Genomic DNA, 14,595 nt, shown 5'->3' on the forward strand with positions numbered 1-14,595 from the left:
GGGCCTTGCCCCCGGTTCTTGGACACGGGGTGGGATTATGCCGCTATCGGTAGCGTAGCGGCGGTGAGTTCGGCTTCGAATGCGACGGGCGCGATGTAGCCGAGGTAGGAGTGGCGGCGGGTGTTGTTGTAGCGCACGAGCCACCGGAACACCTCGCGACGGCAGGAGGCCTCGTCGGCGAACACGGCCCGGTCTTGCAGGACCTCGCGCTTGAGCGTCGCGTTGAACGCCTCCGCGAGGGCATTGTCAGCGCTCGTGCCCACCGCGCCCATGGACTGTGTCACGCCGAGCCGCTTGCACAGTCCCGCGTAGGCCTTGGAGGTGTAGACCGATCCGTGGTCCGAGTGGAACACGGACCCGGTCAGCCTGCCGCGGGTCAGCCTCGCCGAACGCAGCGCATCTTCGACGAGCTCGTTGCGCATGTGGTCCGCGACCGCCCACCCGGCCAGCCGTCTCGAGCAGCAGTCGATCACGGTCGCCAGATACAGGTTCTGCCCGTCAGCCAGCGGCAGATAGGTGATGTCGCCGACATACCGCTGGTTCGGCGCCTCGGCGGTGAAGTCCCGTTTCAGCAGGTCGGGGACGACCTGTCCCGACGGCTCGGGGACGGTGGTGCGCACCCGCCGCTTGCGCTGGTACCCGTGGATCTCGTTGTCTCGCATCACGCGGGCGACCCGCTTGCGGTTGACCCGCTCGGACGGCGCGGCGCCGTCATTGAGCTCGGCGGTGATCCGTGGCGCGCCCATCGTGTTGTCGCCTTCGTGGACGGCGCGGATCCGCCCCGCCAGAACGTCGTCCTCCGCGGCGCGCGCCCGCCGGGCGGCGGCGCCGGCCCGCCATGCGTAGAACGAGGACCTCGTGATCTCGACGAGCTGACACAACCGCTTCACCGGGTAGGTGGCTGAGAGGTCCTCAACGAACTGGAAGCGGTTCACCAGTTCGTCTCCCCCGCGAAATACTTGGCCGCCTGCCGCAGGATCTCACGCTCGGTGACGAGCTTGACCTGCTCGACCTCCAGCTGCGCGACCCGCCCCTCCAGGCGTGCGATGCGCTGCGCGGGCGTCTCATCCGCCCCCGCATCCGCCGTCGGCGAGGTCGCCGACGCCTTGAACGGGCTGCGCGCGGCGGTGCCGTCCGCAGCCGTCTTCCGGCCCGTCCCGTGCCGCTCCAGCCACAGCCGCAACGTGCCGCGCTCGATCCCGAGATCAGCGGCGATGCCACGCACCGTCGCCCCGGGAGTGGACTCGTACAAGTCCACGGCCTGCCGCCGGAACCCGTCGGAGTAGTTCTTCCTAACCATGATTCTGATCATCTCGCTTCCCCAGCAAAATGCTGGATTCAGCGTGTCCAAGAACTGGGGTCAGGGCCCGGAAGACCCGAACCGCCCTCCAAGCACTGCTTCACGCCGCAGCCCTCGACCAGCGTGCGCCTGCCGAGCTGTTCCGGTGGACCCTCGACCCCGCCGCAGCATCCGATGCAGTCGCGATCCTCACCGGACACCCGAAAGCCGCGACCGGGTGGGCGGATTCGTTGCAGGCGATGATCGACTCAGACCCCAGAACCCGCGACTCCATCTGGCAAGGCGTGTCCCTCTCCCTTGCCGCCCTCGCAGACCCCCGCGTCCTCGACGCCGTCAGCCCCGGCCCCGAGGAACGCTTCGATCCGGAGGAGTTTCTGCGCAAGCGCGGCACCGTGTATCTGCTCGCGACAGGTGCGGGGGCGAACAACAGTTCCGCGCTGGTGTCAGCATTCGTGGAAGACCTCGTCGAAGCCGCACGCCGCCTCGCCGCACGCTCACCCGCAGCCCGCCTCGACCCGCCGCTGCTGCTCGCGCTGGATGAGATCGGCAACCTCGCCCCGTTGCCGTCGCTTCCGACGTTGATGGCAGAAGGTGGCGGTACGGGGATCACGACGATGCCGGTACTGCAATCGCTCGCGCAGGCGCGGGAGAAGTGGTCGGATAACGCGGCAGGCGCGATCTGGGACGCCAGCATTGTGAAGATCATCTTGGGCGGCGCATCCAACTCGCGTGACCTTCAAGACCTCACCACCCTCATCGGTGAACGCGACGAGATCACCGACTCCACCACCATCGGTGACCACGGCTCCCGCACCGCGCAACGCTCCATACGCCGGGTATCGATCATGCCGCCCGACGTGATCCGCACCCTCCCATTCGGCACCGGCCTGATCCTGCTACGCGCCGCACCACCGATCGTCGCGAAACTGCGTGCCTGGACGCGCCGCAAGGACGCGAGCGAGCTGCAGGGGCAGCGGCGCGTGGTGGAGGAGCTGCTGCAAACCGGCTCTCCGGCATCCGCGGGTGATGAGGGGGCGGTGGGCGCACCTGAGTGACAGAGCACCCCGACCGGGGGTGCCGCTGTCACGAGGAGTGTCCAATGGCTATCCACACGCAAGAGTCCCTGTCCGGGTTCATCGCTTCCGAACCGCACCTATCGTTCACCGAGAAAGGTGACGCGCGACTGTTCGTGAAGATCGGGCAGGAACACTACCGCCGCGAAGACGATGGCTCGTTCACGCAGACCGAGACCACCTTCCACGACCTCGTCGCGTTCCGGAAGACCGCCGAACGCGCCCACCAGCGCTTCGCGAAAGGCGACAAGTTCGTCGCCGAGGGCTACACCCACCACTACGACCGCACCGACGACACTGGGCAGACCGTCAAGGTCGAGGAGTTCGTCGCGAAGAAGCTCGGGCACGACCTCGCCCGCACCCGCTACACCGTCGACCGTCCCCGACGCACACCGGAAGCCGACTCACTGGATGCCGGGTTCGAGGACGCTGCACTGTCCACGGATGCTCGGCGTCGCGCGCCCGCTGGTGCAACCGCGGTCGGGAGGTGAGAGCGGATCATGGTCGATGAACTGCCCGACACGGGCGAAGTTGATCCGGGCGAAGTGGCGGAGGACGAGTTCGATGAGAGCTACGACCCCGACACCGAACCCTCCACCGCTGAGGATGAGGGGATGGCGGGTCCGCCGGGGCCGGTGAACTGGAATCTCCTCACCGCCGACGCCGCAGAAGAAGAATGGCTCGCGCTCAACGAATGGGTGCACTGGCTGCGCCACACCTACGGCCTCCCCGTCGCCGTCTGCCCGCCGTTCTGGCACCGCCACCCGGCACTGGTGTGGGAACTGTCCGCGTTGCACATCCACTGGCTGTGCGCGATCCACCCCGAAGCAAAAGGCTCCGCGATGCTCGTGTGGCATCGCGACTTCACCGAAGCCCAAGAACGCCTCCGGCACTGGACCGCCGCCTGCGGCACGCGCTTGACCACCGACCGCCCCACCCGCCGCATCGCCTGGCCCGGAGAACGCGACACCGACCCCATCGATGACATCGTGATCCCGAACCGCGAGGAAGACTTCGTGGAGTACATGCACGCTGATGTGGAAGCGCGGCGGCGTGCCGAGGATCAGTTCATCGCAGGTCTTGTCCTGAGCACGGGAGAAGTGCCGTGAGCAGGCGTGAGCGCAGGCGGGGTGAGGATCGACGCTTCACCGTCGAAGCGATGCCGCGCAGTCAACCTGACCTGCACAAGCTCGCGCAGGTGTTCCTCGGCATGGCGGTCAGCAAGTCGAAGGCGAACGACGCGCCCACGCCGGATGACGCCGATCCTGGGCGTTCTGAGCCCGGCAACGTAGAATAGAACCCGACGCCACGGCCTCCAGGCCGGGTGCGCAGTCTCTTTGCCCTTGTGGCTTACCCCGGTTTCGTACCGGCGGACGTGTTTCCCGTTTACGAGTCGCACCGCGTGACGCTTCGCCGTCGCGTTGGCTCCCACCCTTCCGGTGAGAGGAAACACGACTCATGACTCTGGCACCCCCAGCGCCACCCACCAGCATCGACCGGCTCGGTGAGACCACCACTCTTGCCGTGTCCTATCTCCGCGTCTCCACCAAGGAGCAGGCTGAGCGCGGTGGCCGTGACGAGGGATTCTCGATCCCCGCGCAACGCGATGCGAACCTCCGCAAGGCCCGTGATCTGAACGCGATCGTCGTGGAGGAGTTCATCGACGCAGGCGAGTCCGCACGCAAGGCCGACCGGCCAGAGCTGATGCAGATGATCGAGTACGTCAAGACCCGCCAGGTCGCGTACTGCATCGTCCACAAAGTCGACCGGCTCGCCCGCAACCGTGCCGACGACGTAGCGATCCACCTCGCGCTCAAAGACGCCGGCGTGATCCTCGTGTCCGCGACCGAGAACATTGACGAGACCCCGTCAGGGATGCTGCTGCACGGCATCATGTCCACGATCGCGGAGTTCTACTCGCGCAACCTCGCCAACGAGGTTGCCAAGGGCATGACCCAGAAAGCCGCCACCGGCGGCACCGTCGGTCGCGCCCCCATCGGCTACCTCAACGTCCACAAGCGCGACGAGCTCGGCCGCGACATCCCCACCGTGATCCCCGATACCGACCGCGCTGCTTTGGTGCGATGGGCGTTCGAGGCGTACGCGACGGGGAACTACTCGACCTCGATGCTGCACAGCGAACTTGTCGACCGGGGCCTCACGACCGTGCCGACCCCGAAACGGCCTGCGAAGGCGCCGGGACTGTCCACGATCCAGCAGATGCTCTCCAACCCGTACTACAAGGGCGACGTGATCTTCCGTGGCGCCCGCTACGACGGACTCCACGAACCGCTGGTGAGCGCGGAGCTCTGGTACCGGGTGCAGAACGTCCTCACCGCGCACCAGGTGTCCGGGGAGAAGACCCAAACCCACGAGCACTACCTGAAAGGCTCCGTGTACTGCGGCGACTGCGGCTCCCGTCTGATGGTCACCCACGCAAAGAACGGCAAAGGCATCGTCTACCCATACTTCATCTGCGCAGGCCGACACTCCAAGCGCACGAACTGTGTCCGCCAGGCCATGCCGATCGAGCACATCGAACGACAGGTCGAGGACTACTACCGGCGCGTGCAGATACCCGAGCACATCGTCACCGCCCTGCGGCACATGCTCGTGCGCCAGTTCGATGACCTCCACGCCGCGAACAAAGCAGAACGGCACACCCACGCCGTCGAGCGCGACCGGCTCCGCGGCGAACGCCGAAGCCTGCTCCACGCCCACCACGCCGGCGCCGTCCCGCTGGACCTCCTCATGGAAGAACAGGACCGCATCGCACGCCGGCTCGCGTTCCTCGACGCGCAGATCGACGCAGGCCAGATCGAGTACGACCAGGCCAAAGCGCACCTCGAAGACTGCCTCGCCCTCGCTGGTGACATGCACGCGATCTACATGAGCATCGATGACTCACTCCGACGCATCTGCAACCAAGCATTCTTCGAGCGCATCCACGTCTACGAGGTCGAGAACGCCGACCGGGTGGAAGCGGAACCGGGTGAACCGTTCGACACGCTGCTCGATCCGGCAGTCCACGCGGCAGCGCTGGCCTATGAGGCCAGCGTGCGCGCGGGGGAGGATGTCAAACCTGCGGATGTCGCAAGTTTGAACATCGACACTTGGGTGGGCCCCGTGGGGCTCGAACCCACGACCCGCGGATTAAAAGTCCGATGCTCTACCGACTGAGCTAGAGGCCCGTCCCACCAGCCTACTGAACCCCGCGGGTGTCGGAGCACGCACGGAAGCGGCCGCCGGAACCCCCTCGCAGGTAGGTTCCGACGGCCGCGGTCGTGCGTGTGTCGCGTGAGCCCCCCGGATCACGCGACACACGATGGTCCGATTACATCGGGGGCATCAGCACCGTGTCGATGAGGTAGACCGTGGCGTTGGCGGTCTGGACGCCACCACAGATCACGGCGGACTCGCCGTTGACCATGATGTTGTCTCCGCTGCCCATTACCTCGACGTCCGCACCCTGAACGGTGGTGTGCGTGCCTTCGATGTCATCGGGGGCGATCTGACCGGGGACCACGTGGTACGTCAAGATCGACGTCAGCAGGGCCGTGTCGGTCTTGAGGGTCTCGATCGTGGCGGGGTCGATCTTCGCGAACGCGTCATCGACGGGCGCGAAGACGGTGAACTCGCCGCCGTTGAGAGTGTCGACGAGGTCGACCTCGGGGTTCAGCTGACCGCTGACCGCTGCGGTGAGCGTGGTCAGGATCGGGTTGTTGGATGCTGCGACCGCAACGGGGTCGGCAGACATGCCCTCGACGGAGCCGGCACCATCCGGGACCTGCTCGGCGTAGGCAGCGCAGCCTGCACCGACGAGGTTCGCCGCCGGGTCCATTTCCATCTCTTCGGACATCGAGGGAGTGCTCGAAGGCTCTTCCATCGTGTCGTCGGTGGCGGTCTCGGCGCCCATCGAACAAGCGCTGAGCGCAAACGTCGCCGCCAGGGCGAGTGACAGGCCGGCGGTCAGGCGCATCTTGGTACGTGACATGAGTTCCTCCTCTATGTGGGGCTGTGGGCCCCGTGGACACATACCCCGGTGCGGGGTCGGTGCACCGCTTGGTGCGGCGTTCACAGGGCCATTCGGGGCTGCTCCGGGATCGGATTGGAGATCGACCAGAAACTTTTCGGCTTGTCCAGACCCCCGTGCCGCGTTGGGGGGTCGGGCTCTCGGTGAGGCATGCTGGATTCCGTGGTGATCGACGGTGTGGACATGCCCGAAGAGGGCGGTGAATCCGTCGACCATGTTGCGGAGTTGCTGACACGCGTCGCACAAGGGGATGAGGGTGCGTTCGCGCGTCTCTACGACCTTCTCTCTCCCCGCGTATTCGGCCTCATTCTTCGTGTGCTCGTCGATCGTTCGCAGAGCGAAGAAGTCCTGCAGGAGGTTTTCCTCGAGCTCTGGCAATCCGCCGCCAAGTTCGCTCCGAACAAGGGGCAGGGAAGATCATGGGTGCTTACCATCGCGCACCGCCGTGCCGTCGATCGTGTTCGATCGGCGCAGGCGAGCGCGGACCGGGACGTGCGTGTGGGCTTCCGAGACATAGAGGTCGCTCATGACGGGGTTGCGGAACAAGTGGAGCTTCGGATCGAAGGGCAGCGGGTCGCTCAGGCGCTCGAGACCCTTCCCGATGCCCAACGGGAAGCTATAACCCTCGCGTATTACGGGGGTTACAGTCAGAGCGAGATTGCGGCCCTCGTCGGGGCGCCGCTCGGAACGATCAAGACGAGAATGCGAGACGGGCTGACCCGTCTGCGAGGAGAATTGGGGGTGACGACATGAACGAGCACGAATTCGCAGAACTGGCCGCGGGGCACGCGCTCAACGCGCTGAGCCCCGAGGACGAGGCCGCGTTCGTCGACGCCCTCGCGGAGCATCCCGAGTGGGAGCACCACGCGCATTCGGATGCCGCCACGGTCGCCGCACTCTCGGACTCCGTCGCCGAGGTCGCGCCGCCCCCCGCCCTGCGCACTGATCTGCTGGCGCGGATCGCCTCTGTGCAGCAGGATCATCCCGCACAGGTCGCAGCTCCCGCCTCGAGCCTCGAGTCCCCGGCCGCGGCCCCCGCCGAGCCGCGTCGGCGCAGTTGGGGCCCGCGAGCCTGGTTCGCGCTCGCCGCATCCCTCGTCCTCCTGGTCGGAGTCGGCGGCGGAGCGGTCGTCCTCACGCAGCAGCTGAATCGCCCGGTGGCGGTGGTGGCCCTCGAGCGCATCGAGGCCGCCCCCGACGCTCAGACCGCGTCGACGACGCTGTCTGACGGTGGCGAGGCAACCGTGCACTGGTCGGAGACGGTCGGCGAGGTCGTCTTCGTTTCGGATGGCCTGCCCACGATCGGCGCCGATCAGAGCTACGAACTCTGGTTCGTCCGCGACGCCGGTGCGATCTCAGCCGGGGTCTTCGAGGCCGGCGAAGATGGTGACGCGACGGCACTTCTGGCCGGGCCCATGAGTCCGGGCGACGTCATCGCGGTGACGGTGGAGCCCGCCGGCGGTTCGCCGAGCGGGGCGCCGACGAGCGATCCCATCTTCGCCATCCCCACCGCCTGACGCACCACGCACGGCAGATTCGGTTGCGCGGCGGGCGAACGCTTCGGCGGCTCTCGCTCCAGACGTCGCGGGTAGCCTGGACGGATGAGTGACGCCACCGGCCCCGGATTCCACAAGCCGGTACGACGCCCCTCCGAGATGTTCGACCGACTGTTCGGCACCGAGGATCCCGCCGACGTTTCGCGCGTGGCCCATTCGACGGCCGCCGCGCTGCTTTCGCGCGTCCGCGAAGAGCCGGATGCCTCGGTGGTCGACCGCCTGGTGCAGTTCACCGACCTGCACGGTATCCATGACATCGCCGAGCTGTGGTCGCGCTCACCCGCGCGGACGCTGCCGGGAACGCTCTGGCGCCTGTACCTGCTGCAGTTGATGATCCATGACGACCCCCGTACCGCTGCTCTCCTCTTCGAGCGTGGGCGGGTCGAGCTCTCGACGGCCGATGTCGTCGTCGCGGGTGCCCCGGCCCCCGCCGGGCCCGAAGAACTCGTCGAGCTGTCCGACACGATCCTGCGAGGCGTCTTCGAGGGTGACTTCGGCGTTGCACTCGAACGGGCTGCGGCCTTCTGCCGCGTTGAAGCGGATGGGGCGACCCGCCTCGCCGACGACTACGAACTGACCGAGCCCGAGCGTGCAACAGACCTCACCACTCGGGCACTCAGACTGTCGGCATTCGCCGCGGATCTGACCGCGGCGGCCTCGCTGTGGCGCCGCGACTCGCTGAACTGAGCGACGCCCGACCTTCGGGCAGAGAAGTGCCGGGCCGCAGAACGCCTCTCGGCGCGGAGCCGCTCGGAGCGGCAGATTATGGAGCCCGGGGTTACTGCGGCCCGGCTGTTCCAGTGTAACGCAGCCGCCGCGGCGGCTATTCCGACCGGGCGCCGTAGGCTCGGAGAATGGCAACACGCTTCGCGCTCATCATCGAGCCCACGGCATCCGGGGACTCCCGCACCGACTTCTCCGCGACGTTCACGCAAGTCGACGCGTCCGCGCCGGCGCTCAGCGTCGGGGAGCTGAGTACGCAGCGGGGGGACGGCATCTTCGAGTCGATCGGTGTGGTCGACACTCACCCGCAAGAGGTCGCTGCGCATCTGGAGCGGTTCGTGCGTTCGGCCGAGATCTGCGATCTGCCGGTGCCGAACGTGGAGCAGTGGCGTCAGGCCATCGATGCCGCCGCGGCGCTGTGCGGCCCTGGAGAGTGGGTGGTGAAGACCATCCTCAGCCGTGGAGTCGAGCATGGACCGACCCCGACTGCCTGGGTCACCGCTGCAGACGCGGCCGACTTCTCGCGGCCCCGGAGCGAGGGTATTGCGGTCGTGACGCTCGACCGCGGGTTCGATCTCAACGCACCCGCCCGTGCTCCGTGGCTGCTTCTCGGTGCGAAGACGCTGTCGTATGCGGTGAACATGGCATCGCTGCGCGAGGCGCACAAGCGCGGTGCGGACGACGCGATCTTCGTCTCGTCGGACGGGTTCGTGCTCGAAGCACCCACGGCATCCGTCATCCTGCGTATCGGTGACGTCTTCGTCACCCCGGAGCCGACCGGCGGAATCCTGCACGGCACGACCCAGTTGAGCGCATTCGCGTGGCTCGAGGGGCAGGGTTACACGACCGCTTATCGCGATGTGCGCGTGAGTGAGCTGGCCACCGCGGATGCCGCGTGGCTCGTGTCGAGCGTGCGGCTCGCAGCTCCCGTTCGGCGGATCGACGAGGTGGAGGTGTCGCTCGACTACGAGCTGACCGACGCCCTCAACGCCTATCTGCTCTCGCCCCGCGACTGATCAGCCAACGAGGAAGGCCCGCGACGATTGTCGCGGGCCTTCCTCGTTGGCGTACGGGTTTACCCGAAGCGACCCGAGACGTAGTCCTCGGTCGCCTGGACGGTCGGCGTGGTGAAGATCGTGCGGGTGTCGTCGTACTCGATGAGCTTGCCGGGCTTGCCGGTGCCCGCGATGTTGAAGAACGCGGTGCGGTCGGAGACGCGCGAGGCCTGCTGCATGTTGTGCGTGACGATCACGATCGTGTACTCGGACTTGAGCTCGGCGATCAGCTCTTCGATCGCGTACGTCGAGATCGGGTCGAGGGCCGAGCACGGCTCGTCCATCAGCAGCACGTCGGGCGAGACGGCGATCGCGCGGGCGATGCAGAGGCGCTGCTGCTGTCCGCCCGACAGACCCGAGCCGGGGCGGTCGAGGCGGTCCTTGACCTCGTTCCACAGGTTCGCCCCGCGGAGGGACTTCTCGACCAGGGCGTCGGCGTCGCTCTTGTTGATGCGCTTGTTGTTCAGCTTGACGCCGGCCAGCACGTTTTCACGGATCGACATCGTCGGGAACGGGTTCGGGCGCTGGAACACCATGCCGACCTGGCGACGCACCAGCACCGGGTCGACACCCGGGGCGTACAGGTCGGACCCGTCGAGCAGCACCTGGCCCTTGACGTAGGCCCCCGGGATGACCTCGTGCATACGGTTGAGGGTCCGCAGGAAGGTCGACTTACCGCAGCCCGACGGGCCGATGAAGGCCGTCACGCTGCGGGGTTCGATCTCGAGCCCGACACCTTCTACGGCGAGGAAATCGCCGTAGAAGACGTTCAGATCGTTGACTTCGATGCTCTTGGACACGTTTTCCTCTGGATGTTCTCGGGTAGGAGCGGGGGAGGGCTAGCGGCTGGTCTTCGGCGCGAAGACGCGGGCGATGAGGCGCGCGAGCAGGTTCAACGCCATGACGATGACGATCAGCACGAGCGCCGCGGCCCAGGCGCGGTCGATGTAGGCCTCGGCCGGGATGCCCTGGTTCATGTACTGCGAGTAAGCGAAGACGGGGAGCGTCATCATGCGCCCCTCGAACAGGTTGTAGTTCATCGATGTCGTCACGCCCGCCGTGATCAGCAGGGGGGCGGTCTCGCCGATGACGCGGGCGATCGAGAGCATGATGCCCGTCGTGATGCCCGCGATCGACGTCGGCAGGACGACCTTGACGATCGTGAGCCACTTCGGCACGCCGAGTGCGTAGGCGGCCTCGCGCAGCTCGTTCGGCACCAGACGCAGCATCTCTTCGCTCGAGCGGACGACGACGGGAATCATCAGGACCGACAGGGCGACGGCACCCATGATGCCGAGGCGGATGCCCGGTCCGAAGAACAGCGCGAACACCGCGAACGCGAACAGGCCCGCGACGATGGACGGGATGCCCGTCATGACGTCGACGAGGAACGTGATGCCCTGCGCGAGCTTCCCACGGCCGTACTCGACCAAGTAGATCGCCGTGAAGAGGCCGATCGGGATCGAGATGACGGCCGCGGCGAGGGTGATGAGGAGGGTGCCGATGATGGCGTGCAGTGCGCCACCACCCTCACCGACGACGTTGCGCATCGATGACGAGAAGAAGTCCGCGGAGATGCCGGCGATACCGTTCGTGAGGACGGTGAACCCGAGCGAGATGAGGGGCACCATCGCGAGCGCGAAGGCGGCCGTCACGATCCCCGTGACGAGGCGATCGACCGCCTTGCGGCGCCCCTCGACCATTGTCGACACGATGGTGATCAGAGCGAGGTACAGCAGGACGGTGATGACGGCGAATCCGGCGACGTTGAACCCCGCACCGCTGGCGATGCCGAGGACGGCGAAGAGGATCGCGCTGACCACCGCGCTGAGACCGAGGATGCCCCAGGGGGAACCCTTCGGGAGGCGACCGTTCGTGAGGCCGCTGGGAGACGCGGGGGATGTGGAAGACGAGGGAGCAGTCGTGAGGGTCATGTCAGTTGGCTCCCGAGAATTCCTTGCGGCGGTTGACGAAGTATCGCGCGAGGGCGTTCACCGCAAAGGTGAGGATGAAGAGGATGAGGCCCGTCGCGATCAGAACGTTGATGTTCGTGCCATAGGCCTCGGGGAAGGTGAGGGCGATGTTCGCGGGGATCGTGCTGGGGTTCTCGGGGGTGAAGAGTCGGAACGTCACGACGCCCGTGGCCGAGAGGACGAGTGCGACCGCCATGGTCTCACCGAGGGCGCGGCCGAGGCCGAGCATCGAAGCCGAGACGATGCCGCTGCGGCCGAAGGGGAAGACGGCCATGCGGACCATCTCCCACCGCGTCGCACCGAGGGCAAGGGCGGCCTCTTCGTGGAGGACGGGGGTCTGCAGGAAGATCTCGCGGCAGATGGCGGTGATGATCGGGACGACCATGACGGCGAGCACCATGGCGGCCGTGAAGATCGTGCGGCCGGTGCTCGACACCGGGCCCGCGAACAGGGGGAACCAGCTGGCGTTCTCGACGAACCAGCTGTAGATGGGCTGGACGGCGGGGGCTAGAACGAGGATGCCCCAGAGGCCGAAGACGACCGAGGGGACGGCCGCGAGCAGGTCGACGACATAGCCGAGGCCCTGGGCCAGTCGGCGCGGTGCGTAGTGCGAGATGAACAGGGCGACGCCGACCGAGAGGGGGACGGCCATCAGGAGGGCGAGGAACGAGGCCCAGACCGTGCCGAATGCGAGCGGCCAGACGTAGTCCCAGAAGTTCGTGGTCAGGACGGATGCGTCTTCGCTGGTCGCGGTCAGACCCGGGAGCGACTGAATCACCAGGAAGATCGTGACGGCGGCGAGGGTGACGAGGATCATCGATCCCGCGAAGAGGGCGGTCCCCGAGAACCAGCGGTCGCCCGGGCGCTGCTTCGCCTTGATGGCGGGGGGCGCGGTGGTGGTCATCTCATCCTGTTCTCGGGTTGTACGAGGCGTAAGGGGTGTGCCCGGCCCGCGATTGCTCGCGGGCCGGGCACGGGTATTACTCGACGACGATCAGGTCCAGCGCGGCCTGCATGTTCTCGCGCTGCATGTCCGAGATCGGGGCGCTGCCGGCTGCGGCAGCCGACTCGTCCTGGCCCTCGGGGCTGATGACGTACTCGAGGAAGCCCTTGACGAGCGGTGCGGTTGCCGCGTCGACGTACTCCTCGCACGCGATCATGTAGCTGACCAGAACGATCGGGTACGCGGCCTCGTCGGGCGTGCGGTCGAGCTCGATCGCGAGGTCACCCGCGGTGCGTCCCTCGGCGACGGGCGACGCGTCCACGATCGCCGCGGCGGCCTCGGGCGAGAACTCGACGAACTCGTCACCGATCTGCACCGCGACGGTGCCGAAGCCCTCGGCGCGCGACGCGTCGGCGTACGTGACGGCGCCCTGGCCGGCCTCGACGGCCGAGACGACACCAGAGGTGCCCTGGGCAGCCTCACCGGTGGAGAAGGGCCACACGCCATCGGGCTCTTCGGTCCACACGTCGGGTGCGGCCTGGAACAGGTAGTCGGTGAAGTTCTCGGTCGTGCCCGAGTCGTCGGCGCGGTGCACCGGCGTCACGGCCAGATCGGGAAGGTCGACGCCCTCGTTGAGCGCGGCGATCGCCGGGTCGTTCCAGTTGGTGATCGTGCCGGCGAACAGGCCCGCGATGGTCGCGGCGTCCATGTTCAGGCTGTCGATGCCCTCGAGGTTGAAGATGACGGCGATGGGCGAGATGTAGGACGGGATCTCGATGATGCCGGTGCCTTCGACGCAACCGTCGAAGGGGCCCTCGGCGATCTCTTCGGCCGAGAAGGCGCGGTCAGAGCCGGCGAACCCGACGGCACCGGCCTGGAAGGACTCGCGACCGGCGCCGGAGCCGGACGGGTCGTAAGTGACGGTGACGCCCTCGTTGACGGTCTGGAACCCGGCGGCCCAGGCCTGGACGCCGACTTCTTGCGAGGACGCGCCGGAGCCGACGAGCTCGCCGCTGAGGGTGCTTTCGGCGGGGGCTTCGCTGGTGCTGCCGCCGGCCTCGTTCGAGGCGCAGCCGGCAAGGGCAAGGGCGGCGACGGCGCCGAGGGCCGCGATCCGCGAGATTCGGGTGATCTTCACTGTGTTTCCGTTCGATCCGTTGACAGGGCGTGTCCCGGTGCAGGGCACACAGCGACGGTAGGAGCGACGCCTTAAGAGAGTGGGCCAGAGTGGTGAACGGGAGGTGAACGGGATCGGGCGCGGCGGGACCGTTCACCAGGGCGGAATATGCTGTGCGCCATGCCCCAGACCAGCAAAAAAGAGCAGGCCGCGCGAGCCGCGATCGACGACGCGGCGAAGGCCGCTAAGCAGGCGCGCAAGGCCGCGAAGGACTTCCCGTCGAAGGCCGCCAAGAAGGTGCGTGAGCTCGCGGCCGAGGCGGAAGCGCGATCGGATGTCTCGAAGAAGACCCTCCGCAAGAAGCCCGCCAAGGTCGCGGCCAAGGCGAAGGACGCCGCGGCCCAGGTTCGCAAGGCCACGGCGGTCGCGCTGGCCAAGGTCGAGCGCAAGGCGGCCCTGAAGGCCGAAGCCGAGCGTGCCGCGGCTGACGCCGCGCGCGCCGAGGCCGAGGCGAAGCAACAAGCTGCGTCCGCCAAGGCCTTGAAGAAAGCGGCGGCGAAGGCTGACAAGGCGGCCCGTCGCGCGGCCGCCGATGCGGACAAGGCCGTGGCAGCGCTCGAGCCGCAGGATGTTCCGGCCGACGAGCCTCAGGACAGCGACCCGGCCGCGGCGCCCGTCGAGGCATCCGATGCGTCCGCCGTCGACGACCCCGACCTGGCCCGCCTGTCCGTCGCGCTCCTGCGTGTCCGCGTTCGCGAAGCCGGACACACGGGCTACTCGCGCCTCACCAAGGCGCAGCTGATCGACCTACTCTCGAGCTGA

General features: G+C 67.3%; 14 protein-coding genes, 1 tRNA gene and 2 pseudogenes. 10 read left to right on the plus strand and 7 right to left on the minus strand.

Translation table 11 applies throughout. The features are described 5' to 3' along the window. Positions 1-35 precede the first annotated feature (35 nt). Positions 36-1,300, minus strand: a protein-coding gene (locus CGU34_RS04830; RefSeq protein WP_100813234.1) for an IS3 family transposase whose coding sequence is annotated in 2 segments (ribosomal slippage) — positions 36-949 and positions 949-1,300 — 1,266 coding nt in all. Because the reading frame shifts where the segments join, the coding sequence is not laid out codon by codon here. Positions 1,301-1,371: 71 nt separating this feature from the next. Here CGU34_RS04830 and CGU34_RS04835 point away from each other — a divergent pair. The 5 genes and pseudogenes from CGU34_RS04835 to CGU34_RS17335 all read left to right on the plus strand — a co-directional run. Beyond that, positions 1,372-2,355, plus strand: a pseudogene (locus CGU34_RS04835) (type IV secretory system conjugative DNA transfer family protein); the annotation flags it as partial. A gap of 44 nt (positions 2,356-2,399) precedes the next feature. Next, positions 2,400-2,864 carry a single-stranded DNA-binding protein gene (locus CGU34_RS04840; protein WP_100813449.1) on the plus strand — a complete coding sequence of 155 codons (465 nt, stop codon included), beginning with the start codon at positions 2,400-2,402 and terminating at the stop codon, positions 2,862-2,864. A 9-nt stretch (positions 2,865-2,873) separates the two neighbouring features. After that, the gene (locus CGU34_RS04845; RefSeq protein ID WP_100813450.1) at positions 2,874-3,482 is read left to right on the plus strand and encodes a hypothetical protein; all 609 of its coding nucleotides are present in this window, start codon (positions 2,874-2,876) and stop codon (positions 3,480-3,482) included. Beyond that, on the plus strand, positions 3,479-3,670 hold the full coding sequence (locus CGU34_RS04850) for a hypothetical protein (RefSeq protein WP_100813451.1): 192 nt from the start codon (positions 3,479-3,481) through the stop codon (positions 3,668-3,670). Before CGU34_RS04845 ends, CGU34_RS04850 begins: the two co-directional genes overlap by 4 nt. A gap of 161 nt (positions 3,671-3,831) precedes the next feature. Beyond that, positions 3,832-4,878 (plus strand): annotated as a pseudogene (locus tag CGU34_RS17335) (recombinase family protein); the annotation flags it as partial. A 613-nt stretch (positions 4,879-5,491) separates the two neighbouring features. Here the strand turns inward: CGU34_RS17335 and CGU34_RS04860 are convergent. Together CGU34_RS04860 and CGU34_RS04865 are read right to left on the minus strand one after the other, a co-directional pair. Then, positions 5,492-5,564 (minus strand) — tRNA-Lys (locus tag CGU34_RS04860). 143 nt (positions 5,565-5,707) lie between these two features. Further along, a complete protein-coding gene (locus CGU34_RS04865) occupies positions 5,708-6,367 on the minus strand; it encodes a fasciclin domain-containing protein (RefSeq protein WP_100813452.1) in 660 nt (219 codons plus the stop codon). A 189-nt stretch (positions 6,368-6,556) separates the two neighbouring features. On the opposite strand from CGU34_RS04865, the gene sigK reads away from it, so the two are divergent. From sigK to CGU34_RS04885, 4 genes are all read left to right on the plus strand, one after another. Beyond that, a complete protein-coding gene (gene sigK / locus CGU34_RS04870) occupies positions 6,557-7,159 on the plus strand; it encodes an ECF RNA polymerase sigma factor SigK (protein ID WP_198517687.1) in 603 nt (200 codons plus the stop codon). Then, positions 7,156-7,923: an anti-sigma factor gene (locus tag CGU34_RS04875; protein ID WP_100813453.1), complete on the plus strand. Its 768-nt coding sequence runs from the start codon at positions 7,156-7,158 to the stop codon at positions 7,921-7,923. Before sigK ends, CGU34_RS04875 begins: the two co-directional genes overlap by 4 nt. An 84-nt stretch (positions 7,924-8,007) precedes the next feature. Next, positions 8,008-8,649: a DNA-directed RNA polymerase subunit beta gene (locus CGU34_RS04880; RefSeq protein WP_100813454.1), complete on the plus strand. Its 642-nt coding sequence runs from the start codon at positions 8,008-8,010 to the stop codon at positions 8,647-8,649. Between the two features lie 167 nt (positions 8,650-8,816). Then, positions 8,817-9,701, plus strand: coding sequence for an aminotransferase class IV (locus CGU34_RS04885; RefSeq protein WP_100813455.1), 885 nt, complete (start codon positions 8,817-8,819; stop codon positions 9,699-9,701). 59 nt (positions 9,702-9,760) lie between these two features. Here CGU34_RS04885 and pstB read toward each other — a convergent pair whose 3' ends face one another. The 4 genes from pstB to pstS all read right to left on the minus strand — a co-directional run bounded on the left by pstB (position 9,761) and on the right by pstS (position 13,794). Next, positions 9,761-10,540 (minus strand): phosphate ABC transporter ATP-binding protein PstB, encoded by a 780-nt coding sequence (gene pstB, locus CGU34_RS04890; RefSeq protein ID WP_100813456.1) that lies wholly within the window; start codon positions 10,538-10,540, stop codon positions 9,761-9,763. 39 nt (positions 10,541-10,579) lie between these two features. Next, entirely contained in the window at positions 10,580-11,674 is a 1,095-nt protein-coding gene (gene pstA / locus CGU34_RS04895; protein ID WP_100813457.1) for a phosphate ABC transporter permease PstA, read from the minus strand. A 1-nt stretch (position 11,675) separates the two neighbouring features. Continuing rightward, complete coding sequence (gene pstC, locus CGU34_RS04900; RefSeq protein ID WP_036297813.1) at positions 11,676-12,617, minus strand: phosphate ABC transporter permease subunit PstC; 942 nt, start codon at positions 12,615-12,617, stop codon at positions 11,676-11,678. Between the two features lie 76 nt (positions 12,618-12,693). Beyond that, positions 12,694-13,794, minus strand: a complete 1,101-nt coding sequence (gene pstS, locus CGU34_RS04905) for a phosphate ABC transporter substrate-binding protein PstS (RefSeq protein ID WP_036297815.1) — start codon at positions 13,792-13,794, stop codon at positions 12,694-12,696. Between the two features lie 159 nt (positions 13,795-13,953). Between pstS and CGU34_RS04910 the strand changes: the two genes are divergently transcribed. Then, positions 13,954-14,595 carry a hypothetical protein gene (locus CGU34_RS04910; RefSeq protein ID WP_232711543.1) on the plus strand — a complete coding sequence of 214 codons (642 nt, stop codon included), beginning with the start codon at positions 13,954-13,956 and terminating at the stop codon, positions 14,593-14,595.

This window comes from Microbacterium lacus (assembly GCF_002812805.1).
In the GTDB taxonomy this organism is placed as follows: Bacteria; Actinomycetota; Actinomycetes; order Actinomycetales; family Microbacteriaceae; genus Microbacterium; species Microbacterium lacus_A.